The sequence below is a fragment of the Enterobacter sp. TMH.L2 genome (assembly GCF_050847315.1).
GTDB lineage: Bacteria > Pseudomonadota > Gammaproteobacteria > Enterobacterales > Enterobacteriaceae > Cedecea.
The window spans coordinates 1,953,354-1,976,182 of record NZ_CP193791.1; the positions used below are offsets into that span (position 1 = coordinate 1,953,354).

Sequence of the window (22,829 nt, forward strand, 5' to 3'; positions counted from 1 at the left end):
TTATAAAACAATAACCCCCGAGGTGATGTATGGCACTCTCAGACTCCGACAAACAGCCCGATGCAGTCTCTTCCGTGCTGAAAGTTTTCGGCATCCTGCAGGCGCTTGGGGAAGAAAAAGAGATTGGGATAACCGAACTTTCTCAGCGCGTGATGATGTCCAAGAGTACCGTGTATCGCTTTTTGCAGACCATGAAGTCCCTGGGCTATGTCTCTCAGGAAGGCGAGTTAGAGAAATATGCGCTGACGCTGAAGCTTTTTGAGCTTGGCAGCCGCGCCCTGCAGAACGTTGATCTTGTCCGCAGTGCAGACATACAGATGCGAGAGCTCTCCCGCCGAACCAAAGAGGCGATTCACCTCGGGGCGCTGGACGACAGCAGTATTGTCTATATCCATAAAATTGACTCGCTCTATAATTTACGCATGTATTCCCGCGTAGGGCGTCGGAATCCTTTGTACAGTACTGCAATAGGGAAGGTTTTGCTGGCCTGGCGACCGCGCGAGGAGATTCTGGATATTCTCTCTGACGTAGAATATGTCCGCAGCACGGAACGCACTATTGTCAGTACTGAAGCACTTCTCCCGGTGCTTGATCTGGTGCGTGAGCAGGGGTACGGCGAAGATAACGAAGAACAGGAACAAGGCATTCGCTGCGTGGCGGTGCCGGTGTTTGATCGTTTTGGTACTGTCATTGCGGGAATGAGTATTTCATTTCCAACGCTTCGCTATTCGGATGAGGGACTGTCTGAATACGTTAATCTTCTTCATCAGGCTGCGCGTGCGCTGTCAGAGCAAATGGGCTATCACCACTCTCCTTTCTGATTTTGTTAAAGTGGGCCGCGCAGAACACGCGGCCCTTTAGATCTAACCATTATCAATCGGCGTGTCGGCCTTACGCAGCAGTGGGCAGTTGGTCAGGCCAATAATTCCACTGTCGGTATGAATAAACTGTGCTGTCACGGTATTACGTGCCGTCAGGTACTTGCATTGCAATCCCAGTCCGGCCGCATTTTCTTTGCTGCCAATCAAAACGCCATAGCCTGAAAGCAACAGGCCAATCCAGATGATGGCAATAACAATGATGGTACGAATAATCGCTCGCATACTGACCTCAAACATCAATCCAATCCTGCATCAACCTTACTCTGAATAATTGACGTCACAATCTGATGATTCTGAAATGAAAAAGCAGGAAACGTTACTTATGGTTTAGTTGGTTAGTGTTAAATTAGCGAAATTCTATGGTCAAGAGGTGGCGATGTAGTGAGAAAGTACAGATGGGTGATCGTTCTGGTGATTGTTGTTACCTGCCTGCTGCTATGGACTCAAATGATAAATGTGATGTGCGACCAGGATGTGCAATTTTTCAGCGGCATTTGTACCATTAATAAATTTATCCCCTGGTAGTGATTTGTCTCTCTCTGCCTCAGGTGTAGAATGCGTTTTTTTTGAGGTGGTAAGATGAACGAACTGGGTGTTAGTGCTTTAAGTATCATGCCGCTGGCAATCTCGCTGGTGACGTTGATTGTCGGTCTTGTTCTGTGGTTTTTTGTCAATCGTTCCAGCAGCCGTGCAAACGAGCAGATTGCGCTGCTTGAAGAGCTGGTTGATTTACAGAAACGTCAAAATGCCCTGCTGCGTCGCCTGTGCGAAGCCAACGAACCCGAGCCGGAACACAAACCGACTGCGAAGGCTGAAGAAGAAAATGACGACGACTTTGTTCGTCTGGTAGCGGAACGCTAATCAGGCTGGAGGTGGGATGAGCTGGAAAAACCCCTGGTACAATCCGCAGTTATCCCACCATCTACCTGATGGGTTTTGTAACGCTGAGCCTGCAGTCCGGCAACCTGGCGACGTCCAAAGGTGGCGGCAGGAGCGCAAAGCGCAGAAGCTGCCGCATCCTCCCGGTGAAGGTTATTCCGCGTTTATTGAACGCTGGTGGCAACAGGCCGATCTGAGCGGTAGCGATGACCGCATATGGTGGCTGGGTCATGCCAGCCTGTTATTGCGGCTTAATGGCCATTTTCTGCTGACCGATCCGGTATTTTCCCGTCGAGCTTCCCCGGTTTCTTTTGCCGGTCCTGTCCGGCGAACCGAAGTCCCGCTCGACCTTAACCAGTTGCCTCGACTTGATGCGGTACTCATCTCCCATAACCACTACGACCATCTGGACAAAAAAACTGTCCGTCGCTTGATCAAGCGTTTTCCCGACGTGCATTTTTTTGTGCCCCTGGGCTTGAAAGCATGGTTCAGCCAGCGCGGCATTGAGCAGGTAACAGAGCTGGACTGGTGGCAAAGCTTTAACTGGTGCGGCATGGTTTTCACCGCCGTGCCTGCCCGGCACTGGAGTATGCGAACGTTTTGGGATCGAAACCGTTCGCTCTGGTGCGGCTGGGTTGTGGAGCAGGGGAATTTGCGCTTCTGGTTCAGCGGTGATTCGGGTTATACCCCGTCTCTGGCGGAGATCGCAAAACGGCTGGGTCCATTTGACATGGCTGCATTGCCGATCGGGGCCTATGAGCCTCGCTGGTTTATGGGCGATCATCATATGGATCCGCAACAGGCGGTGACTTTATGGCAAGCAATCGGCAAGCCTGAGACAATTCCTATCCACTGGGGCGTATTTGAACTGGCCGATGAGTCTCTCGATAAACCACCGCAGGAATTGCTGGCGGCCCTGCGTGAGAAAGGGGAAAGCGATGATCTGTTTTCACCGCTGCGTATTGGTCAAAGTTTGCCCCTAACAAAAAATAAGAATAAGAATTAATTATTATTGCCCGTGCAGAGAGCTTTATTTCTATTTGGCTAAATTAACGCCTGATAATCATGCTTTAAATTTCATCGAAACGTTTTTATTGCCTTATCCTGGGGCAAAGTGTCATTAAACTTTCATTATTTTGGTGCAGAATACATGGTCTGTTGTACAGGCTTTATTCGGTGGACATAAAAAATACAGGGATGAAATCCGGGTATTGAACGCGATGACTGGCTTTAGGTTGATTTGTGCATAGGTATGCATAAAAAATCATAAAGATATATCCTTCAAAAAGGATTTTATTGTTCATGTGTCTGGACGAAAAGTGCACTTTACGCTAAGGTTCAGAAGTTGTCGGAATGTTGTTAAAACACAATCTGTTGCGACAATCTTGTGTAGTGAAAATATATATCAAAAAGCGCGGATTACTTTCCCAAAGTAATCGTGTAATTTTCTGAATCTGTGCGGCAGATCGACACATGCTTAAAAATGGCTTGCCATTGTTTACGTTGTGTGTGATAACACGTTGGGTTAAACGAGGTACAGTTCTGTTTATGTGTGGCATTTTCAGTAAAGAAGACCTGAGTAAACACGTTGTCGTTGAATACCGCTTCTCTGCCGAGCCTTATATTAGTGCCTCATGCAGTAATGTCTCTGTTTTATCTAAGTTATGCCTGCGGGCGAAGAATACAATCTAAGGAATTTGCAAAATGGCAAAGATTAAAGGTCAAGTTAAGTGGTTCAACGAGTCTAAAGGTTTTGGTTTCATTACTCCAGCAGACGGCAGCAAAGATGTATTCGTACACTTCTCTGCAATCCAGGGTAACGGCTTCAAAACTCTGGCTGAAGGCCAGAACGTTGAATTCGAAATCCAGGACGGCCAGAAAGGCCCTGCTGCAGTTAACGTGACTGCCATCTAATTCTTCTGGATTAGAGCTCAGGCGCGAATAACGCCGAATTGAGATAAAAGCCCCGTTTCGACGGGGCTTTTTCATTTCTGTCGCTAATCTACTGTTTTTCAAGCTATTAACAAATTGAATCATTTGTTGCCTCTTGTTGCAAAGCTGCGAAGGTTTTAGCACTGTTCTCCCGGCAAAATGTCTGGGATCTGGTTAAATCTTTCAATCGCTTAGGCTCCTCAAGGAATAGTTGTGAAGAAGGGTGTCCCCGTATTAACCGGTAATTTTATCCAGTGGCGTTTTGGGCTTCTGTGTGTGGCCATCACCGGGAGTTTGGTGTTCCTGCTCGGACGTATTGCTTGGCTGCAAATTATCTCCCCGGATAACCTGGTTAAACAGGAGGATATGCGTTCCCTGCGCGAGGAGCCGATTGAGGTGCCCCGTGGGATGATCGAAGATCGCAACGGAAAACCGCTGGCGGTCAGTGTGCCGGTCGAGGCTGTGTGGGCCGATCCGAAAACGGTTATGGAGAAGGGCGGCGTACTGGTTAACAGCCGCTGGCAGGCGCTGGCCTCGGCGCTGCACGTCCCTTTGAGCGAGATTGCCGCGCGTATTCACAGCAACGAGCGCGGCCGTTTTATCTACCTTGCGCGCCAGCTGGATCCCCAGCAGGCACAATACATCGACAAACTAAATATCCCTGGTATTGCGCTGCGCGATGAATCTCGCCGCTTTTATCCCGCAGGCCGGGTTGGGGCAAACCTGATCGGCTTCACCAACATTGACGATCAGGGCATTGAAGGGATCGAGAAAAGCTTTAACCAGCAGCTGACCGGTAAAGAAGGTGAGCGTCTGGTGCGTAAAGACCGTTACGGCCATGTTGTAGAGAATATTACTGAGAACCCTGCCAGCCCCGCGCATAATATCCAGCTCAGCATCGATGAACGGCTGCAAACTGTGACGGAAGATGCACTCAGCAACGCTGTGTCCTGGAACAAAGCAGAGTCAGGCGCTGCGGTGGTTATTGATGTACAGACCGGTGAAGTTCTGGCGATGGCTAATTACCCGACTTTCAATCCGAACAACCGCGATGATGCAAAGCTCGATGATTTCCGTAACCGTGCGATAAGCGACACCTTCGAACCCGGTTCGACCGTAAAACCGATGGTGGTAATGACCGCGCTGCAGCAGGGAATTGTCCGGCCTGACAGCGTTATTGATACTCATCCATTTACACTGGACGGGCACCACATTCGTGACGTGGGGTATTACCCGCAGCTCACCCTGACAGGCGTGCTACAAAAATCGAGCGATACCGGCGTGTCCCGTCTTTCACTGGCGATGCCGATTCAGAATATTTGGGACACTTATCATAAATTTGGCTTTGGCGTCCCCACCGCAATCGGCCTGACGGGGGAAAGCCGCGGCCTGTTGCCGGTGCGCCAGCGCTGGGGAGAACTGGATCGCGCCACTTTCGCATTTGGCTATGGCCTGATGGTGACCCCGCTGCAGCTGGCTCACGTTTACGCCACGATCGGCAGCTTTGGCATTTCCCGTCCGCTGTCCATCACCCGAGTAGACCCGCCGGTGGAAGGGAAAAGGGTTATGCCTGAAGAAATCGTGCATGAAGTGGAACATATGATGGAGAGCGTGGCGCTGCCCGGCGGCGGGGGGGTTAAGGCAGCAGTTCATGGCTACCGTGTGGCGGTGAAAACGGGCACAGCCAAAAAGATCGGTCCTGATGGCAAATATATAGATCAGTACATTGCCTACACGGCTGGCGTGGCGCCGGCCAGTAATCCTCGCTATGCGCTGGTGGTGGTGATTAACGATCCTTCCAACGGGAAGTACTACGGCGGTGCGGTTTCTGCCCCTGTTTTCAGCCAAATCATGGGGGATGTTTTACGTCTGGAAAATATTGAGCCGGACGGGCTACCCGCCGGAGACAACAGCATTATGGTGCTGAACAAAATGGAGAATGACCGCGCCGCCATGTAGCGGTTTGGCAAAAGGGACGCTAAAATTGCGCCCTTTGTTGTTTCCGGAGTTTTTTATGTCCTGGCTTTGCCCACTCTGCCATTCCGTGCTTAGCGCCAGCGCGAACAGCTATCGTTGCCCTCAGGGCCATCAATTTGATATTGCCAAAGAAGGCTACGTTAATTTGCTGCCCGTTCAGCATAAACGTTCGAAAGACCCGGGTGACAGCGCGGAAATGATGCAGGCTCGCCGGGCATTCCTCGACGCCGGACATTATCAGCCTCTACGCGATACCGTTTGCCAGCTGTTAAAAGAGATAGCGCCCTCGGCGCTATTGGATATTGGCTGTGGGGAAGGGTATTACACGGCGGGATTTGCATCGGTTGTGGCAGATAACGGGGGTGAAACCTGGGGGCTGGACGTTTCAAAAGTTGCGATTCGCTACGCCGCCAAACGCTACCGTGAAGTTAAATTTTGTGTAGCATCCAGCCACCGCCTGCCGTTTGCCGACGAGAGTATGGACTCGATTGTGCGCATTTTTGCTCCCTGCAAGGGCGAAGAGCTTGCCCGGGTCGTGAAGCGTGGCGGCGTAGTGGTGACAGCCACGCCTGGCCCACGCCATTTGATGCAGCTAAAAGGGCTGATTTATCAGGATATTGTCTTGCACAGTGAAGAGGTTGAATCTATGCCGGGCTTTACGCTGCAGCAGACGCTTCAGCCTGGCTGGATGATGAACCTGCGTGGGGATGAGGCTGCCGCTCTGCTGCAAATGACGCCGTTCGCCTGGCGCGCCCGCCCGGAAGTCTGGGACGGGCTGAAAACAGAAACGGCATTTAGCTGTGAAACTGACTTTGTGGTGCGGGTCTGGCAGCGCGATTGATCAGTTAAAAGGGGCGAAGTGGCTGTACATGATCTGGCAGCCGATGCCTATCAGCACGATACCGCCGAGGATCTCGGCGCGTTTGCCTAACATAGGCCCGATAAAGCGGCCGACCATTATCCCCAGAGTGGACATAATCGCGGTAGCGCAGCCGATGGCTAGCGCAGTCTGAATAATATTGACCTGCAGGAAGGCAAGCCCAACGCCTACGGCCATTGCATCAAGACTGGTGGCAATCGCGGTGGTCACCAGCAGCCAAAAACCGTGGCGATGAATTTTAGGCGCATCTTCCTGAGCCGCCCCGCGGAAGCCTTCCAGCACCATACGCCCGCCGAGGAACACCAGCAGAATAAAGGCCACCCAATGGTTCCATTCCAGCACAACTTTGCTCGCCAGCAGGCCAAGGCCCCAGCCGATAAGCGGAGTAATGGCTTCAATGACGCCAAAGATCAAACCGGTACGGAGGGCTTCTGAGAATTTAGGTTTGTGCAGAGTGGCACCTTTGCCGATGGAAGCGGCGAAAGCGTCCATGGACATGCCGAAAGCAAGCAGGATTGTTGCGGAGAGATTCATCGTTACGCCTCAGTTGGGAATATCCATATACACGCAAACCATCCCCAACTTTACGATGGCGCGTGCCTATGGTCTCGCCTACTCAGAACTCTGAGGCGTACATGCCACGTTAATCTCAGGAGCGGATATAACGAGTATGTTGACATGTACATTTCTGCCTGTGGCAGAAATCGGCTACTCCCCAACGACGGGCGCAACCTTAACATATTTTTTTAAATTAAAACAATCTTTGAATTCTATTTTTCTGATCATTTATTGATAACGATTTTCGTTTTAATGAGACATGCAATGTAAAGGTTAAAATAAAGCCATATAAATCTTATGAAATAGCAAAGGCTATGTTTCAATTGATGAAAAATAGCCCACCAATATAGACATTGCTATATGTGTAACTTACTGAGTTGAAACCATTAGTTTGTAAATTCTTTCGAGGTCATCAATATTCTTTACGCGAATCAATAAGCGCCGCTGTTCTAATTGCATCACCAGCACGCCATCTTCCGACAAATTCATTTCTTTAATGCGGTTATATTCCACCCAAACATTGGCGAAGAAAAAACCATGACTTTTGAAGACGATCTTCGGTTGCCTGAACCAGGAAAGATAAATGGCCATTAGCGCCAGAGCAGATAATAACCATGTGGTTAGCGGGGTACCGTGCGAGGTCACGTTGTTATAGATAAGAATGCCGACAAGAAAGACAAAGATGGCGCTGTCCACGCGATTACGGCGAAGCAGGGGGATTTTGAGCAGGGTTTTGCCCTTTAGTTTGTCCATCACAAACTCATCGTAAACGGCAAAAGCCAGCAGCAACGCGATAAACACAACCAGCACGACATCCGTTAACGTCATGAAACCTCCCCTTAAAGATAAAAAAAACGGGGGCTGAATGCCCCCGTTTGTCAGAACAAATTACAGACCCAGCAGGCCAATAGCGTAACCCACAATGCCGATTACAAAGAAGCCCATAATGATCCACAGCGCGTTGACTTTTTTGCGTAGCAGCCACATACAGGCAAAGGTCAGCAGCAGCGGTACCAGGCCCGGCATCAGCTGGTCGAGGATCGTTTGCACGGTGGTCACTTTAACGGCCCCGGTCTGGTCGGTAATTTTTGACACCACCAGTGGGATGTTAACGTGCGTCCATTTGTTAACTAACGCCCCCATGACAAAGAGGCCGAGAATAGACGCCCCTTCCGTCAGTTTTTGCAGGAAGCCGCCGCCCATATCCTTAACGATATCGACGCCTTTACGGTAGCCATAGGCCACGCCATAGTAGCGGGTCAGCAGGCGCACCGCGTTGAACAGAATAAAGAACAGCAGCGGGCCAAGCAGGCTACCGCTCATGGCGATACCGGCGCCCAGGGCAGCAAAGACCGGGCGGACGGTCCCCCAGAAGATAGGGTCGCCTACGCCGGCCAGCGGCCCCATCAGGCCAACTTTGATGCCGTTAATCGCACCGTCATCAATCTCAGCGCCGTTAGCACGCTGCTCTTCCATTGCCAGCGTGACGCCAAGTACCGGGGCGGCAACGTAAGGGTGGGTGTTAAAGAATTCCAGATGGCGCTTGATAGCCTGGCGACGGGCGTCGTTATTTTCCGGGTACAGGCGTTTGATAACCGGCACCATACAGAAGCAGAAGCCTAACGCCTGCATACGTTCGAAGTTCCACGAGCCCTGGAACAGGTTAGAACGCAGGAATACGCCACGGATATCACTCTGGGTGATTTTCTTCTCAGTCGTTAATTTAGTGGAATCAACCATTTCGCTCACCTGTTAGTCCAGTTCGTTATCAAGATCGTTCGCGGCAGCAGCCTGAGCCGGAGCACCCGCGCTACGGTTATATTTCGGGCTGAGCTGAATGTAGAGAATGGCCATCACTGCGCCAATCACGCCTAGTGCCACCAGGTTGAAGTTGGTGAACGCTGCGGTAACGAAACCGAGGTAGAAGAACGGCATCAGGTAGCCCGCGCGCATCATGTTGATGACCATCGCGTAACCGACCACCACAATCATGCCGCCGGCGATGTTCAGGCCGCTGGTTACCACTTCAGGAATGGCGTTCAGCATGTTCTGAACTTCACTGGTGCCTACGGAGATGGCGACGATAACCGCTGGAATAGCGATACGCATTGCCTGCAGGAACAGGGAAGAGACGTGGATCCACGAAAGCGCCGTCAGGTTGCCGTTATTGGCCGCCTTATCCGCCGCGTGCTGGAAGCCCACGGTAATAGTACGCACGATAATGGTCAGCACCTGGCCCGCAGCAGCCAGTGGGATAGCCAGCGCGATACCGGCCCCGATGCTTTGGTGCCCGGCAATGACCAGAATGGTCGAGATAATTGAAGCGAGGGCGGCATCCGGGGCCACGGCAGCACCGATATTCATCCAGCCCAGGGCGATCATTTCCAGCGTACCGCCGATGATGATGCCGGTTTTCATGTCGCCGAGGACGGCACCGATTAACGTACAGGCGATAAGCGGACGGTGGAACTGAAATTCATCGAGCACCGACTCCATACCGGCGATACAGGCTACGACAAACACCAGCACAATCTGAAGAGTGGTAATCTCCATTGTACTTCTCCTATTGACGATGACTTATGTGTGAAATCTGAGCAATATTATTAGTGGTGACAATCATTTAACTTTCGCGATCAGATCCATCATTTTCAGTTTTTGATCGGTAGACACTTTCCGCGCTTCAAGCTCAATACCGCGGTCGTTCAGTTTTTTGAAGGCCTCAATATCTTTCTCATCTACGGAAATGGCGTTGTTAACCTGGGTTTTGCCCTGGCGGAAAGCCATGCCGCCGATATTGACGGAGGTGATTTTTACGCCACCCTCAACAATGCGCTCAACGTCGGTTGGGTTGGTGAACAGAAGCATGACGCGTTCACCCGCGTATTTGGGGTTGTTGTAAACGCGGATCATTTTTGCGACATCCACCACGTGGGCGGTGACGCCCGGCGGTGCGACCTGGGTCAGCAGCGTTTTGCGAACGGTGTCTGCCGCCACTTCATCACTGACGACGATAATGCGGGTAACGTTGGTTTCTTTCGTCCAGCGGGTGGCGACCTGGCCATGAATTAAACGGTCATCAATGCGCGCGAGACCGATGTTCATGTAATCGTTTGGCCCCATCGGTTTGGCTGGCGCTGCGGCTTTCGGCGCGGCGGCAACGGGGGCCGGTGCGGCTTTTTCTATCGGCTTAGCTTTCAGCGCTTTCACGCCTTCGCGGCCCGTTTCAACGGCGTGGGCAACCAGATCGTCGAAGGTGGGATTGTCGTCCCGCGACATCAGGGTTTCGACCAGCATCGGGATATTCACCCCGGCGACCACTTCGTAATGTTCCTTATCCACAACGATACGGCTTGCCGCATTGAATGGACTGCCACCCCAGGTATCCACGAGGAATAGCACGCCTTTGCTGGTGTCCAGTTTCTCCAGCTGAGCGTTATATTTCTCGATCAGGGTTTCAGCATTTTCACCCGGGACGAAATCTATCCAGCCAACGTTCTCTTGTTCGCCTAATAGCATTTCGGCGGTTTTCAGCAATTGTTCCGCTGCCCAGCCATGTGTGCCTATGACAATAGCAATAGTCACTTGCTACCTCCTGTTTTTGTCATTACAACACCCCTCGAAGGGTGCGGTGGTGTATCGGGATCGTTTCAGCGAATCGATTCAGATAACACGTTCAAGAAAGAACAAACCATTTGCCGGAATTATTTTAGACAGTGAAAAAATAATTTATGTGATGAAGATCCGTAATTTAACGTTGCCGTGATTTCATGGCATTACGCTGTAAAATATGGTCAGCATAAGTTGCAAAAAAATTGCAAAGTCAGGTAAATCTTTGCCAAGCCCTGGTTTACTTTGATAATGTTAGCGTCCGATTCACTTTCAGGAGTAGCGGGCAGTAGCCCACCCTATGGACCGTCACCGACGTCTTTTCACTGCCGGGATGCCTAAATCCCACCCTCTCAGCGGCGTTTTATGCCCGCAAATACGATTAACCAGCCGCTTTGCGTCCGTAACCTACGGAATGCCGACTTGCTGTGCCCTTAACGGGAGTCTGACATGGAACTGTTAATGGACCCGCAAATATGGGCCGGTTTACTCACGCTTGTTGTGCTGGAAATCGTACTGGGTATTGATAACCTGGTGTTTATCGCCATTCTTGCGGATAAGCTTCCGCCTAAGCAGCGGGATAAGGCTCGATTGATTGGCCTGTCGTTGGCGCTGATTATGCGCCTGGCACTGCTGTCGCTGATTTCATGGCTGGTCACGCTAACTGCGCCGCTGTTCAGCATCGCGGATTTCACCTTCTCAGGCCGTGACCTGATTATGCTGGTGGGCGGTATCTTCCTGCTGTTTAAAGCGACCACGGAACTGCACGAACGCCTTGAAAACCGTCAGCATGATGACGGCCACGGTAAGGGCTATGCCAGCTTCTGGGTGGTGGTGCTGCAGATTGTGGTGCTGGATGCCGTCTTCTCGCTGGATGCGGTGATTACCGCCGTGGGGATGGTCAACCATCTGCCGGTGATGATGGCTGCGGTCATCATTGCGATGGGCGTCATGCTGCTTGCCTCCAAACCGCTAACCAACTTTGTTAACCAACATCCGACGGTGGTGGTGCTCTGCCTGAGCTTCCTGTTGATGATTGGTTTGAGTCTGGTGGCAGAAGGCTTTGGTTTCCACATTCCAAAAGGCTACCTGTACGCGGCCATTGGTTTCTCGATCATCATCGAGCTGTTTAACCAGATCGCGCGTCGTAACTTTATTCGTCATCAGTCGCGCCAGCCTCTGCGAGCGCGTACTGCCGATGCGATTCTGCGCATGATGAGTGGTAAGCGTCAGGAACGTGTACAAAGCAGCGAAGACAGCAAAGCCATGACGCCAATTGAGGCGGAATCCTTTGCGGAAGAAGAACGCTATATGATTAACGGCGTGTTGACGCTGGCTTCGCGCTCATTGCGCAGCATTATGACACCGCGTGGTGAGATTTCGTGGGTTGATGCGATGAAGAGCGTGCCGGAGATCCGCGAACAGCTGCTTGCCTCTCCGCACAGTTTGTTCCCGGTGTGCCGGGGCGAACTGGATGAAATTATTGGCGTAGTACGAGCGAAAGAGCTGCTGGTTGCCCTGGACGAAGGCGTTGACGTGGCGGCGATTGCCGCGCAGTCACCGGCGATTGTTGTGCCGGAAACGCTGGACCCAATCAACCTGCTTGGCGTACTGCGTCGTGCTCGCGGCAGCTTCGTTATCGTTAACAACGAATTTGGCGTGGTGCAGGGCCTGGTCACGCCGCTGGACGTGCTGGAAGCGATTGCCGGTGAATTCCCGGATGCGGATGAAACGCCTGAAATCGTTCGTGACGGTGACGGCTGGCTGGTGAAAGGCTCAACGGACCTGCATGCGCTGCAGCAGCGCCTGGACATCCATCGCCTGGTGCACAGCGAAGAAGATATTGCTTCTATCGCCGGCCTGGTGATTGCGGTGAATGGTCATATTCCTAAAGTCGGGGACGTGATCGAAGTCGCGCCGCTGCGTATTCAGATAGTCGAAGCCAACGATTATCGCGTCGATTTAGTTCGTGTGGAAAAAGAACGCTCTCCACACGAGGACGAAGAAGAGTAAGTCAGCGCATAGGGAAGGCCGGGATAGCCCGGTCTTCATGGCGAGGGGGCGGCGGCGTGTTGCCCTCGAGCCAGTGAGAGAAATCTCTCAGCGGCATAGGTTTGGCGTACAAAAAGCCCTGCAGCACATCGACACCGTTACGACGTAAATATTCTGCCTGCTCTTGCGTTTCCACCCCTTCAGCCACCAAATCGATCCCCAGCCTTTGCCCAAGGGCGATAATAATGTCTGTCACCGTCGAGTTCACCGCATCAGTCCCGATGGCGGCGGTGAAGGATTTATCGATTTTCAGCACATTGGGATTCAGCGTTTCAAGATAAGCCAGCGAGCTGTGGCCGGTGCCGAAATCATCAATAGCGAGGTCGATACCGAGCCTGTGTAGCTCCTGAACGACGCCGTGATCCATTGGGGGCAGGGCATTTCGTTCGGTGAGTTCCAGCGTTAACTTTTGCTTAGGCGTGGCCGGGAACCAATAACGTTTCAGGTCTCGAATAATTGCGCCGTCGTGGAAGTGGCTGGGGGCAACGTTAAGGCCGATATGAAACCCGGGCGTTTTGGGGAAGATCTCCAGGTGACGCACGGTTTCATCCAGCACAAAGCGCGTGAGTGGCGCAATTTGCTGCTGCTGTTCCGCGAGGGGGATAAACACTTCAGGCGAAATCCAGCCCTGTCTTGGGTTATTCCAGCGCAGCAGCAGCTCTACGCCAACGCACTCTAAGTTTCGGGCGCTGACCAGCGGCTGGCAGAAGACTTCAAATTCCCGGGCGGCGAGGCCGAGGTTAATCTCCCAGGAAAAGCTCATTCGGTTGGCGGTCGCAAGCCAGGCAATATAGCCCACCAGCAGGCTGAGTAATAAAGCCAGTGGAAGCTGGGCCGGTAAATTTTGCAGCGTTAACTGGTCGGCAGAAGGGCCAATGGCAGTAATAGAATAAGGGTAAAGCTTAGATACTGTCTGTATAGATACATCATCTCCGTTTGTTTCTATCTTCCCCAGCAGACCGGCACCGTATTCAAGATGATCGTCGCCGACGTTCAGTACCGCTCGCGTTACCCAGGGATGCTCCGGCTTAAGCAGTAGGCTGGTTAACATCTGAATATTAATAATCTGCATGACGCCATCGTGTGGCTGCCCCTGTAGCGGTCGCCAGAAAATCAGCACCGGTGTGCCTTTTAACAATGAGCTGTCGCGGGATAAAAACAGCAGCGGCTCGTCTGAAGGCAGGCGAGTATGGAGCTGATGAATACCCATGTTGCGGCTGCCGTAAATACTGGAGCAGTACAGCACGCCATCTTTGATTAAACCAATGGCGCGTACCGTTTGCATTTTGGCGGCGTGTTCACGAATTTTTAATTGGGCGTCGTCGCAGGAGGTCCCGATAAGCTGCATAATATCGTCGCTGACCGTATTCAGCGGAGCGAGGAGAGTATCGAGTGTGGTAATGATTCGCTGATTAAACTGGACGACGCGTTGTTCGTTAAGATTTCGCTCCACCGCATATCTGACGCTAAGCGTAACGATTAAAACTAAAATGGCGAGTACAGCGCAGACAATAACTCGCCTGCGGCGATAGTCAGAAATAATCCGCTGTGCCGTTTGCATCCCTGTTTCCCTGTTTCTCGCCGCAAACAATGAGGCGTAACGTTATCATCAAAGTGTAGCGGGATATCAGAGCGCGAAAAAAATAAAAAAAGATAAGATAAAAAAACACCGCATAAGCGGTGTTCTATATTATTCATGTCGCTGACGTCAGCTCTTACGAGACGGAGTATTGGTCTCCTTTTCCCCTCTTACTTGGCAACCTATTCAGCCTTATTCCCGGCCTTGCTTCGATGGTCACCGCTAAAACCGGGTACATCTTCAGAAAATCGCGCACTCCTCGCATCTCGCTCGTAGCCCTGTGATTCGCCCAGGACACCATACAGCTCAGGCCGACGGCCGTGAATCCACCTGCGGCCGGTAGACATCGGCAGCAACTCCAGATCGAGGTCGGCGTACACGATCGTATCCTCAAAGGAGCCCGTTTCGGTAACGATCCTGCCGTAGGGATCAATAACCATGGCATTTCCTGTCCGAACCTCTCCGTTATCCAGGCCGACGCCATTACTGAACAGAATGAAAAAGCCATTATCATGCGCGCGAGAAGGTAGCCAGCGCATCAGCCAGCCCCGGCCGCTGTCCCCGCGCAAGGCTTCCTCCAGCGTTTGCGGGTCGTTATGTCTGTTTTCCCAGAGGCTGGGGGAAATAGGTTTCATGCCGAAGGGACTTCGTGAATGGGTTCCTCCAGTCTGGTGTGGAGCGATAAGAACATCGGCGCCCAACAAGGCCGTAATGCGCGCATTTTCCACGAGATTATTATCCCAGCAGATAAGCACCCCGACACGCACTCCCCACGGCGTGTCAAAAACAGTAAAACTGTTGCCGGAGGAAATATCAGGGTGTTCAAACGCGTGGAGCTTCCTGTGCACATGCCGCGTGCCGTCCGGCATGCAGACGGCGTAGGCATTATACAGGCGTTCGTCGCTGCTCTTTTCAATGAACCCGGCGCCAATAGCCATCTGGTATTTTTCTGCAAGCGCGGCGATCCGGGCTAATGATGCGCTCTCGTCAGCCCGCTCAGACAACGCATTCAGCGCCTGACGGCTGAGGTCCGGCACATGCCAGTATCCGGTAATGCACATTTCAGGGAAGGCCAGAATCTTTACCTCCTCCTGGGCGGCCTGAATAATAAATTTTTCCATCACCGATAAATTGTACTGTTTATCTCCCGCCCGGTGGCAGAACTGCACTGTGGCAGTTCGAATAGTGGTATCCATTTTGCGCTCCTTATTCAACGATTCGGAGGCTATTCCATCAGAGAGCATGTTCGCGTGTATAATCACGATTTCGCCCCATACGATAACCAGACGGAATGGATATAAAACTGCTGCGCGCTTTCGTTACCCTCTCACAGTCAGGGTCGTATCATTCAGCCGCTGAAAAACTGTGCGTCACGCAACCTGCACTGACCAAACAAATCCAGACGCTGGAGTTTCTTTCCGGCATCACGCTATTTCAGCGAGGTCGCCACGGGGCAAGGCTGACCGTGGCAGGAGAACTGCTGCTCCCAGGAGCCGCTGCGGTACTCGAACGCCACGATCTTTTCTGTTCCGAAGTGGCCGATATTCAGAAAGGGCGGGCGGGGAAACTGACCATGGGCTTTGGGATCTCGTCCTTCCAGTTGGCCCCTCGGCAGGTGGCCGTTTTTCGCAGCCAGTTTCCAGATGTGCAGGTATCCCTGAATGATATGTCCTCTGCAGAACAGTTTCGGCAGCTAATGGAGGGCAGTCTTCAGGTTGGGTTTGTGCGATTGCCTGCGCCTGCACAGCTGGAAAGTCGAATCCTGGCGGAAGAGCGGCTGGTTCTTGCCGTGGCTCAGGCGCCTAATACGGAAACAGCTGCGGCAACAGAGTTGCTGCAAATGAGCCAACTGCTGCAGCTATCCCGCAGTCGGGGAGAAGGGCTGTCGGCACAGGCAGCGCGTTTTCTCTCAGGCAATAATCTCGCTCCCCGTACCGTTTCAGCGGCAGATGATATTCAGACTTTGCTGGCGCTGGTTGCCGCCGGAGAGGGCGTGTCATTACTGCCGGCGGGGGTAAGCCATATTCTGCCAGCCGGAGTCAGGCTTGTGGCACTTGAAGGTGAAGATACCACCTGGCAAACGGGCATAGCCTGGAATGCTCAGTTAAACGATCCTGTGCGAGATCGCTTCCTGCAGATGGTGACCGGCTAATTGAATTTTAGATATTGAATGTCGGGGAAAGAACAAGCGGATGCTCAGTAAAACGATGTGAGCGGGAAATACCTTACGGTACTCCCCGCTCATTTTATAACGAACGCGGCTTATCGTTTAAGCCGCGTTTCTTGGTTACGGCTTAATCGCACTGAACCTTAATGGCCAGCCCGCCTCGCGATGTTTCGCGGTATTTGGCGTTCATGTCTTTACCGGTTTCGTACATGGTCTCAATGACCTTATCGAGCGAAACGCGCGGGGCGCTGGTACGACGCATCGCCATACGGGTGGCGTTGATAGCCTTCACCGAGGCAATCGCATTCCGCTCGATACATGGCACCTGTACCTGGCCGGCGACCGGGTCACAGGTCAGGCCGAGGTTATGTTCCATACCGATTTCCGCCGCAACGCAAACCTGTTCCGGGCTTGCGCCCAGAATTTCAGCCAGGCCCGCCGCCGCCATCGAACAGGCAACGCCGACTTCACCCTGGCAGCCTACTTCAGCGCCAGAAATAGAGGCGTTCATTTTGTACAGCACGCCGATAGCGCCGGAGGCCAGGAAGTAGCGAATCCAGGTGTCCGGCGTGACCGGCTCGATAAAGTGGTCGTAGTAGGCCAGCACCGCAGGCACGATCCCGCAGGCGCCGTTGGTTGGCGCGGTCACAACGCGGCCACCCGCGGCGTTCTCTTCGTTCACCGCCAGGGCAAACATGTTCACCCAGTCAACCACGTTCATTGGATCGTTGGACAGCTTGTCGCTGGACACCAGCATCCGGCGCAGGGCAGAGGCGCGGCGCGGCACGCGCAGCGGGCCAGGCAGCACGCCTTCGGTATTCATCCCGCGATCGATACAGGCGCGCATGGTTTGCCAGATATTAGCGAAGTACTCTTCGATTTCCTCGCGGCTGTGCAGCGCCAGTTCGTTCTGCATTACCATGCCGGATACGGAAAGCCCGGTGTCCTTGCAGTGCTGCAGCATTTCCTGTGCGGAATGGAATGGATAAGGCACGGTGACTTCGCTGGCCGCATCTTTACCAAAGTGTTCTTCGTCGACGATGAAGCCGCCGCCGATGGAATAATAGGTTTTGCTGTAGATCTCTTTGTCGCCGTTATAGGCGTGGATCTGCATGCCGTTTTCATGCAGCGGCAGGTTGTCGCTGCGAAAACGCATGCCGTTATCCTGCGGGAAATCGACCTCATGACGACCCTGAGCAATTAGCAGACGACCGCGAGTTTCCACGTCGCGAATAAAAGCCGGAATAGCGTCGATATCGACGTTATCAGGCTGGTTGCCGGCCAGTCCCATAATAATCGCGATATCGGTGTGGTGGCCTTTCCCCGTCAGGGAAAGAGAACCGTAAACGTCCACCGCGATGCGGGTGGTACTGTCCAGCAGTCCCTGTTCGATCAGTGCGTCGACAAACTGTTTCCCGGCCTTCATTGGCCCGACGGTATGGGAGCTGGAAGGCCCGATGCCGACTTTGAACATGTCGAATATGCTAATCACTCTAAAACTCCTCTGATAGCACCCTGTTTCATGGAACATGATGCTTTGAAATGGCTAAGCGCTAGTTTAAAAATTTATTGGTTCCACCAGGAAACTATTCACATGAATTAAACTAATGCTTAACCATAAATCACCTAATAGCAGATGATTTATGGTCTTTCTGTTGCTTAAATATAGCCATTTTCAGCGTTTTAAAGTGTCGCCTGGATCGCTATCTACCTGTAAAGAGAGTTCGCGAATAATCCCCGCCGTCATCCCCCAGACAAAATAGCGTTGATACCAGGAAAGCCAGACGCGATGCGCGTTGCCGCGGCGATGGATATCTAACGGATGGTAGCGCCCAAGGCTCAGCGCCTCGGCGAGCGGCATTTCAAATACCGCAGAAACTTCATCTTCACTGGCGCGCCAAGGCAAATCAGGGGGAATGATGCCGACAATCGGCGTGACCTGGAAACCCGTCACGCTGTCCACCGGTGGAAGCGTGCCGATAACCTCGACGGATTCTGGTGGAATGGCGACTTCTTCCTGGGCCTCCCGCAGCGCGGCGGCTATCAGCGAACTGTCGGTGTCGTCTACCGCTCCACCGGGGAAGGCCACCTGGCCTGCATGTTTGCGCAGCATCAGCGAGCGCTGGGTGAGTAAAAGCCCCGGCTGAGGGCGCCGCACAATGGGTACCAGCACCGCCGCCTGACGTTTGTTGCTGACCGGCCCGCTGTCTGCCGGGCGTAGCAGTTGAAACCGGGTAAGGAAATCATTCAGCGTCAGGGACGAACCAGACATGCATTAATTCTCCAGTAAGGGCAGGATACGATTAACTTTATCAAAAGTTTCCTGATATTCCGCCGCCTCGTGACTGTCGGCAACGATCCCGCCGCCGGCAGAGCAATATAATTTTCCGCCTTCGGCAGTGAGCGTACGGATGGTGATGCTGGTATCCATTTTTCCGCAGAAGCTAATGTAGCCGATACTGCCACACCATGCGTTACGCCGTTGAGGCTCAAGCTCTTCAATAATTTCCATTGCCCGCACTTTGGGGGCACCGGTGATTGAACCTCCGGGGAAGGTGGCGCGCAGGAGATCGCAGGCGCTAAGCGTCTCAGGCAGCCTGGCGGTAATCGTGCTCACCAGGTGATGCACCGCAGGGAAAGGCTCCACCACAAACAGCTCTGGCACTTTGACGCTGCCCGGCACCGCAACGCGGCCAATGTCGTTGCGCAGCAAATCAACAATCATCAGATTTTCAGCGCGATCTTTTGGCGAGTTCGCCAGGCGTTCAGCTTGCGCTGCGTCGGCGTGCGGATCGGCAAGACGAGGCAGCGTGCCTTTAATCGGGCGGGTTTGAATCTGCTTGTCTTCGAGCAGAACAAACCGCTCCGGGGAAAGGCTAAGAATACAGCTGTCCGGCAGCCGCAGAAAAGCGCTGAACGGCGCGCGGTTCGCCTGATTCAGCGTTTCGAAAGCCTGCCATTCATCCCCTTCATAGCGGGCGTGGAACCGCTGAGCCAGGTTAACCTGGTAGCAGTCTCCGCTGCTGAGATAAGCCTGGATCTGGCGGAACTTCTCGCCGTACGTTTCGCGGGACATATTGGACTGCCACTGGCTGGTCAGCCGGAAAGGCTGAACATTTTGCCGGGGCGAGAGTGCATTCAGCCAGGCCAGACGAGCTTCAATGTCTCCCCTGCAAACCAGCGTCAGACGCTGCAGATGATGGTCTGCAATCAGCGCCCAGTCATAAATGCCGACGGCCATGTCCGGCGTGGTTAAATCCTGTTCTGCCGTCGCGGGGATTTTCTCAAAGCGGCGGCCCAGATCGTAGCTAAATAGCCCCAGCGCGCCGCCGCAGAACGGAATATCGCTAGTGGGCGTGGTGACAAGGCCACAGCTGTCCAGCGTTTGCTGTAACAGTTCAAGCGGGCATTCGTTGTGTTGTGATGAAAGCCCGTGGCGTTCAATCACGGTTTCCTGGCCGCGTGTGACCAGCGTTGCAAGCGGGCTGGCAACCATAATATCAAAACGGTTATGCGGATGGTCGGCAAAGCCAGAGTGAAGCAGCATGGCCCAGGGCTGAGTGGAAACCGAGCGGAAATAGTGCTGAACGGCATCGGCCTGCCAGCTGAGTTCGCGAAAAACGGGGGAGGTTGTAACATTCATCTTGGTAGCATCGTCAGGAGCAGAGTAAAATAGCGACTTCAGCACTGTAACAGGAGTTAAACATGATTTCAGGATTACCGGCGCTTAGCCACGAGCAGCAGCAGCAGGCCGTCGAGCGTATTCACGAACTGATGGCCGACGGCATGAGCAGCGGCGAAGCCATCGCCCTCGTAGCCAGTGAGATTCGTGCCTCGCATACCGGGGGTAACGTCGCCGTACGCTTTGAAGATGAAGACGGCGAAGAAGAAGACCCGCAGGACTAGGCGGGCCTTAGCGACTTAGCGTTACACCGCCGCGATGATTTTGATTTCCACTTTGTAGCGCGGGTTCATCAACTTAGCCTGTACGGTGCAGCGTACCGGCGCTTTACCCGCCACGACCCACTCATCCCACGCTCTATTCATCGCCGCAAAATCTTCGCCATCCGGCAGGAAAATCGTTGCATCCAGAATGCGGGTCTTGTCGCTGCCGAGTTCGGCCAGCAGGGTGTCGATTTGCTGCAGGGTATTTGCCGTCTGCTGGTAGGCGTCAGCATCCAGGTTTTCCGGGACGCCGGTGTAGTACACGGTTTGGTTATGGATAACCGCATCAGACCAGCGGGCTTCAGGTTTTATACGCGCAATACTCATGGCAACTCCTTAACAACAAACGATATGTGCGGCACAGACTGCCACAATCCGCCGCCCGGTGCCACCGCCTGGCTGGATAAACCTCGCCGGGGCTGACATAATCACTGGCAATTTAACCAGGGGGTAACGTGACGGACGATTTTGCAGCAGACGGCCAACTGGCTAAGGTCATTCCGGGCTTCAAGCCGCGTGAAGCTCAGCGTGAAATGGCGGAGGCCGTAACCCGGGCGATTCAAGCCGGCGGCGAGCTGGTGGTAGAGGCCGGTACCGGTACAGGGAAAACATACGCTTATCTTGCCCCCGCGCTGCGTTCTGGCAAAAAAGTCATTATTTCTACCGGCTCAAAAGCGCTGCAGGATCAGCTGTTTTCTCGCGATCTGCCGACGATATCCCGTGCGCTGAAATTTACCGGTCGCGTGGCGTTGCTGAAAGGGCGCTCTAACTATCTTTGCCTGGAAAGGCTGGAGCAGCAGTCGCTGGCGGGCGGTGATTTGCCCGTGCAGGCGTTAAGCGACGTGATGCATTTGCGCGGCTGGGCCAGTGAAACCGTGGATGGCGATATCAGCACCTGTGGGTCCGTCGCCGAAGATTCCACCGTCTGGCCGATGGTCACCAGCACCAACGATAACTGTCTGGGGCAGGATTGTCCGCAGTATCAGGACTGCTTTGTGGTCAAGGCGCGTAAAAAGGCGATGGATGCCGACGTGGTGGTGGTGAACCATCACTTGTACCTGGCCGACATGGTAGTGAAGGAGAGCGGCTTCGCGGAGCTTATTCCCGAGGCTCAGGTGACAATTTTCGATGAAGCCCACCAGATCCCGGATATCGCCAGCCAGTATTTTGGCCAGTCTATCTCCAGCCGGCAGTTGCTCGACCTCGCCAAAGACATTTCCATTGCCTACCGCACGGAAGTCCGTGACACGCAGCAGCTGCAAAAAAGCGCCGACAGCCTTGCCCAGCGCACGCAGGACTTCCGCCTGCAAATAGGCGACCCGGGCTACCGGGGGAACCTGCGGGAGCTGCTTGCGGACGCGAATATCCAGCGTTCGCTGCTGCTGCTCGATGATGCCCTGGAGCTGTGTTATGACGTGGCAAAGCTTTCTCTTGGCCGCTCGGCGCTGCTGGATGCCGCATTTGAACGCGCGGTAATTTACCGTGGGCGAATCAAACGGCTGAAAGAGATTAATCAGCCGGGCTACAGCTACTGGTATGAATGCAACGCCCGCCACTTCACGCTGGCCCTGACGCCGCTGTCCGTGGCCGACAAGTTTAAGGAAGTCATTCGTGAAAAAGCGGGCTGCTGGGTCTTTACCTCGGCCACGCTTGCGGTGAATGACAATATGAGCCATTTCACCGAGCGGCTGGGTATCGACGAAGCAGAAACAATGCTGCTTGCCAGCCCGTTTGATTACGCTAAACAGGCGCTGCTGTGCGTGCCGAGAGGGCTGCCGACGCCGAATCAGCCCCACGCTGGCCGTCACCTGGCTAACCTGTTGCGCCCGCTCATTGAGGCGAACAACGGGCGCTGCTTTATGCTCTGTACCTCCCACGCCATGATGCGCGACCTGGCGGAACAGTTCCGGGCCACCATGACGTTGCCCGTGCTGCTGCAGGGGGAAACCAGCAAAGGCCAACTGCTGCAGCAATTTGTTGAGGCCGGTAATGCCCTGCTGGTGGCGACCAGCAGCTTCTGGGAAGGCGTAGACGTGCGCGGCGACGCGCTCTCCCTGGTTATCATCGACAAACTTCCCTTTACTTCGCCGGACGATCCGCTGCTCAAGGCTCGCATGGAAGATTGCCGCATTCGCGGGGGCGATCCATTTGACGATGTCCAACTGCCTGACGCGGTGATCACCCTTAAGCAGGGTGTCGGTCGCCTCATCCGCGATGTGGAAGACCGTGGGGTCCTGGTTATCTGCGATAACCGCCTGGTCATGCGTCCGTATGGCGCTGTTTTCCTTAACAGCCTGCCGCCCACGCCGCGTACCCGGGATATAAATCGGGCAGTTGAGTTCCTCAATGCCTCTGGTGCGCAGTAATTTGTGC

General features: G+C 53.5%; 24 protein-coding genes and 1 riboswitch. Of the genes, 12 read left to right on the top strand and 12 right to left on the bottom strand.

Annotation, left to right across the window (positions count from 1 at the left end):
• The first annotated feature begins 29 nt into the window (after positions 1-29).
• Positions 30-821: a DNA-binding transcriptional regulator KdgR gene (gene kdgR / locus ACREYP_RS09480; protein ID WP_336818131.1), complete on the top strand. Its 792-nt coding sequence runs from the start codon at positions 30-32 to the stop codon at positions 819-821.
• A gap of 42 nt (positions 822-863) precedes the next feature.
• On the opposite strand, the gene ACREYP_RS09485 is transcribed toward kdgR, so the two are convergent.
• Positions 864-1,103 carry a YobH family protein gene (locus ACREYP_RS09485; RefSeq protein ID WP_336818219.1) on the bottom strand — a complete coding sequence of 80 codons (240 nt, stop codon included), beginning with the start codon at positions 1,101-1,103 and terminating at the stop codon, positions 864-866.
• Between the two features lie 159 nt (positions 1,104-1,262).
• Between ACREYP_RS09485 and mgrB the strand changes: the two genes are divergently transcribed.
• The 7 genes from mgrB to rlmA all read left to right on the top strand — a co-directional run bounded on the left by mgrB (position 1,263) and on the right by rlmA (position 6,510).
• On the top strand, positions 1,263-1,406 hold the full coding sequence (mgrB, locus tag ACREYP_RS09490; RefSeq protein WP_008454016.1) for a PhoP/PhoQ regulatory lipoprotein MgrB: 144 nt from the start codon (positions 1,263-1,265) through the stop codon (positions 1,404-1,406).
• Positions 1,407-1,460: 54 nt separating this feature from the next.
• Entirely contained in the window at positions 1,461-1,742 is a 282-nt protein-coding gene (locus ACREYP_RS09495; protein ID WP_008454018.1) for a YebO family protein, read from the top strand.
• Positions 1,743-1,758: 16 nt separating this feature from the next.
• Positions 1,759-2,766 carry an MBL fold metallo-hydrolase gene (locus ACREYP_RS09500; protein ID WP_336818132.1) on the top strand — a complete coding sequence of 336 codons (1,008 nt, stop codon included), beginning with the start codon at positions 1,759-1,761 and terminating at the stop codon, positions 2,764-2,766.
• 542 nt (positions 2,767-3,308) lie between these two features.
• A complete protein-coding gene (locus tag ACREYP_RS09505) occupies positions 3,309-3,452 on the top strand; it encodes a DUF2627 domain-containing protein (RefSeq protein WP_008454022.1) in 144 nt (47 codons plus the stop codon).
• Positions 3,453-3,464: 12 nt separating this feature from the next.
• Entirely contained in the window at positions 3,465-3,674 is a 210-nt protein-coding gene (gene cspE, locus ACREYP_RS09510; RefSeq protein WP_001062678.1) for a transcription antiterminator/RNA stability regulator CspE, read from the top strand.
• A gap of 231 nt (positions 3,675-3,905) precedes the next feature.
• Positions 3,906-5,651, top strand: a complete 1,746-nt coding sequence (gene ftsI, locus ACREYP_RS09515; protein ID WP_008454025.1) for a peptidoglycan glycosyltransferase FtsI — start codon at positions 3,906-3,908, stop codon at positions 5,649-5,651.
• Positions 5,652-5,706: 55 nt separating this feature from the next.
• The gene (gene rlmA, locus ACREYP_RS09520; RefSeq protein WP_008454027.1) at positions 5,707-6,510 is read left to right on the top strand and encodes a 23S rRNA (guanine(745)-N(1))-methyltransferase; all 804 of its coding nucleotides are present in this window, start codon (positions 5,707-5,709) and stop codon (positions 6,508-6,510) included.
• On the opposite strand, the gene mntP is transcribed toward rlmA, so the two are convergent.
• The 5 genes from mntP to manX all read right to left on the bottom strand — a co-directional run bounded on the left by mntP (position 6,511) and on the right by manX (position 10,689).
• Positions 6,511-7,083 (bottom strand): manganese efflux pump MntP, encoded by a 573-nt coding sequence (gene mntP, locus ACREYP_RS09525; RefSeq protein WP_008454030.1) that lies wholly within the window; start codon positions 7,081-7,083, stop codon positions 6,511-6,513.
• Positions 7,084-7,089: 6 nt separating this feature from the next.
• Positions 7,090-7,278, bottom strand: a riboswitch (yybP-ykoY riboswitch).
• 198 nt (positions 7,279-7,476) lie between these two features.
• Positions 7,477-7,935, bottom strand: coding sequence for a DUF986 family protein (locus ACREYP_RS09530; RefSeq protein ID WP_336708175.1), 459 nt, complete (start codon positions 7,933-7,935; stop codon positions 7,477-7,479).
• A gap of 60 nt (positions 7,936-7,995) precedes the next feature.
• Positions 7,996-8,847 (bottom strand): PTS mannose transporter subunit IID, encoded by an 852-nt coding sequence (locus tag ACREYP_RS09535; protein WP_008454033.1) that lies wholly within the window; start codon positions 8,845-8,847, stop codon positions 7,996-7,998.
• A gap of 12 nt (positions 8,848-8,859) precedes the next feature.
• Complete coding sequence (locus tag ACREYP_RS09540; RefSeq protein WP_008454035.1) at positions 8,860-9,660, bottom strand: PTS mannose/fructose/sorbose transporter subunit IIC; 801 nt, start codon at positions 9,658-9,660, stop codon at positions 8,860-8,862.
• Between the two features lie 63 nt (positions 9,661-9,723).
• Positions 9,724-10,689, bottom strand: coding sequence for a PTS mannose transporter subunit IIAB (gene manX / locus ACREYP_RS09545; RefSeq protein ID WP_008454037.1), 966 nt, complete (start codon positions 10,687-10,689; stop codon positions 9,724-9,726).
• Positions 10,690-11,163: 474 nt separating this feature from the next.
• Between manX and yoaE the strand changes: the two genes are divergently transcribed.
• Positions 11,164-12,726: a CNNM family cation transport protein YoaE gene (yoaE, locus tag ACREYP_RS09550; RefSeq protein WP_008454039.1), complete on the top strand. Its 1,563-nt coding sequence runs from the start codon at positions 11,164-11,166 to the stop codon at positions 12,724-12,726.
• A gap of 1 nt (position 12,727) precedes the next feature.
• Here the strand turns inward: yoaE and pdeD are convergent, their stop codons facing one another.
• Both pdeD and ACREYP_RS09560 read right to left on the bottom strand, forming a co-directional pair.
• Entirely contained in the window at positions 12,728-14,326 is a 1,599-nt protein-coding gene (gene pdeD / locus ACREYP_RS09555) for a cyclic di-3',5'-guanosine monophosphate phosphodiesterase PdeD (RefSeq protein WP_336818133.1), read from the bottom strand.
• A 200-nt stretch (positions 14,327-14,526) separates the two neighbouring features.
• A complete protein-coding gene (locus tag ACREYP_RS09560) occupies positions 14,527-15,540 on the bottom strand; it encodes a nitrilase family protein (RefSeq protein WP_336818134.1) in 1,014 nt (337 codons plus the stop codon).
• A 95-nt stretch (positions 15,541-15,635) separates the two neighbouring features.
• On the opposite strand from ACREYP_RS09560, the gene ACREYP_RS09565 reads away from it, so the two are divergent.
• The gene (locus ACREYP_RS09565) at positions 15,636-16,496 is read left to right on the top strand and encodes a LysR family transcriptional regulator (protein ID WP_336818135.1); all 861 of its coding nucleotides are present in this window, start codon (positions 15,636-15,638) and stop codon (positions 16,494-16,496) included.
• Positions 16,497-16,638: 142 nt separating this feature from the next.
• Here the strand turns inward: ACREYP_RS09565 and sdaA are convergent, their stop codons facing one another.
• From sdaA to pabB, 3 genes are all read right to left on the bottom strand, one after another.
• Positions 16,639-18,003, bottom strand: a complete 1,365-nt coding sequence (gene sdaA / locus ACREYP_RS09570; protein WP_336708168.1) for an L-serine ammonia-lyase — start codon at positions 18,001-18,003, stop codon at positions 16,639-16,641.
• A 183-nt stretch (positions 18,004-18,186) separates the two neighbouring features.
• Positions 18,187-18,783 carry a CoA pyrophosphatase gene (locus ACREYP_RS09575; protein ID WP_336818136.1) on the bottom strand — a complete coding sequence of 199 codons (597 nt, stop codon included), beginning with the start codon at positions 18,781-18,783 and terminating at the stop codon, positions 18,187-18,189.
• A 3-nt stretch (positions 18,784-18,786) separates the two neighbouring features.
• Entirely contained in the window at positions 18,787-20,154 is a 1,368-nt protein-coding gene (gene pabB, locus ACREYP_RS09580) for an aminodeoxychorismate synthase component 1 (RefSeq protein WP_336818137.1), read from the bottom strand.
• A gap of 62 nt (positions 20,155-20,216) precedes the next feature.
• Here pabB and ACREYP_RS09585 point away from each other — a divergent pair, with 62 nt between their 5' ends.
• Complete coding sequence (locus ACREYP_RS09585; protein ID WP_008454053.1) at positions 20,217-20,417, top strand: YoaH family protein; 201 nt, start codon at positions 20,217-20,219, stop codon at positions 20,415-20,417.
• A gap of 21 nt (positions 20,418-20,438) precedes the next feature.
• On the opposite strand, the gene ACREYP_RS09590 is transcribed toward ACREYP_RS09585, so the two are convergent.
• A complete protein-coding gene (locus ACREYP_RS09590) occupies positions 20,439-20,783 on the bottom strand; it encodes a RidA family protein (protein WP_008454054.1) in 345 nt (114 codons plus the stop codon).
• A gap of 128 nt (positions 20,784-20,911) precedes the next feature.
• Between ACREYP_RS09590 and yoaA the strand changes: the two genes are divergently transcribed.
• The gene (gene yoaA, locus ACREYP_RS09595; RefSeq protein WP_336818138.1) at positions 20,912-22,822 is read left to right on the top strand and encodes a DNA repair helicase YoaA; all 1,911 of its coding nucleotides are present in this window, start codon (positions 20,912-20,914) and stop codon (positions 22,820-22,822) included.
• Positions 22,823-22,829 lie beyond the last annotated feature (7 nt).

What these genes read in the sequence shown, in the direction of transcription:
- kdgR (WP_336818131.1), top strand. Translation starts at nt 30, where the DNA reads ATGGCACTCTCAGACTCCGACAAACAGCCCGATGCAGTCTCTTCCGTG.
- ACREYP_RS09485 (WP_336818219.1), bottom strand. Translation starts at nt 1,103, where the DNA reads ATGCGAGCGATTATTCGTACCATCATTGTTATTGCCATCATCTGGATT.
- ACREYP_RS09495 (WP_008454018.1), top strand. Translation starts at nt 1,461, where the DNA reads ATGAACGAACTGGGTGTTAGTGCTTTAAGTATCATGCCGCTGGCAATC.
- ACREYP_RS09500 (WP_336818132.1), top strand. Translation starts at nt 1,759, where the DNA reads ATGAGCTGGAAAAACCCCTGGTACAATCCGCAGTTATCCCACCATCTA.
- ACREYP_RS09505 (WP_008454022.1), top strand. Translation starts at nt 3,309, where the DNA reads ATGTGTGGCATTTTCAGTAAAGAAGACCTGAGTAAACACGTTGTCGTT.
- cspE (WP_001062678.1), top strand. Translation starts at nt 3,465, where the DNA reads ATGGCAAAGATTAAAGGTCAAGTTAAGTGGTTCAACGAGTCTAAAGGT.
- rlmA (WP_008454027.1), top strand. Translation starts at nt 5,707, where the DNA reads ATGTCCTGGCTTTGCCCACTCTGCCATTCCGTGCTTAGCGCCAGCGCG.
- mntP (WP_008454030.1), bottom strand. Translation starts at nt 7,083, where the DNA reads ATGAATCTCTCCGCAACAATCCTGCTTGCTTTCGGCATGTCCATGGAC.
- ACREYP_RS09530 (WP_336708175.1), bottom strand. Translation starts at nt 7,935, where the DNA reads ATGACGTTAACGGATGTCGTGCTGGTTGTGTTTATCGCGTTGCTGCTG.
- ACREYP_RS09535 (WP_008454033.1), bottom strand. Translation starts at nt 8,847, where the DNA reads ATGGTTGATTCCACTAAATTAACGACTGAGAAGAAAATCACCCAGAGT.
- ACREYP_RS09540 (WP_008454035.1), bottom strand. Translation starts at nt 9,660, where the DNA reads ATGGAGATTACCACTCTTCAGATTGTGCTGGTGTTTGTCGTAGCCTGT.
- yoaE (WP_008454039.1), top strand. Translation starts at nt 11,164, where the DNA reads ATGGAACTGTTAATGGACCCGCAAATATGGGCCGGTTTACTCACGCTT.
- pdeD (WP_336818133.1), bottom strand. Translation starts at nt 14,326, where the DNA reads ATGCAAACGGCACAGCGGATTATTTCTGACTATCGCCGCAGGCGAGTT.
- ACREYP_RS09560 (WP_336818134.1), bottom strand. Translation starts at nt 15,540, where the DNA reads ATGGATACCACTATTCGAACTGCCACAGTGCAGTTCTGCCACCGGGCG.
- ACREYP_RS09565 (WP_336818135.1), top strand. Translation starts at nt 15,636, where the DNA reads ATGGATATAAAACTGCTGCGCGCTTTCGTTACCCTCTCACAGTCAGGG.
- ACREYP_RS09575 (WP_336818136.1), bottom strand. Translation starts at nt 18,783, where the DNA reads ATGTCTGGTTCGTCCCTGACGCTGAATGATTTCCTTACCCGGTTTCAA.
- pabB (WP_336818137.1), bottom strand. Translation starts at nt 20,154, where the DNA reads ATGAATGTTACAACCTCCCCCGTTTTTCGCGAACTCAGCTGGCAGGCC.
- ACREYP_RS09585 (WP_008454053.1), top strand. Translation starts at nt 20,217, where the DNA reads ATGATTTCAGGATTACCGGCGCTTAGCCACGAGCAGCAGCAGCAGGCC.
- ACREYP_RS09590 (WP_008454054.1), bottom strand. Translation starts at nt 20,783, where the DNA reads ATGAGTATTGCGCGTATAAAACCTGAAGCCCGCTGGTCTGATGCGGTT.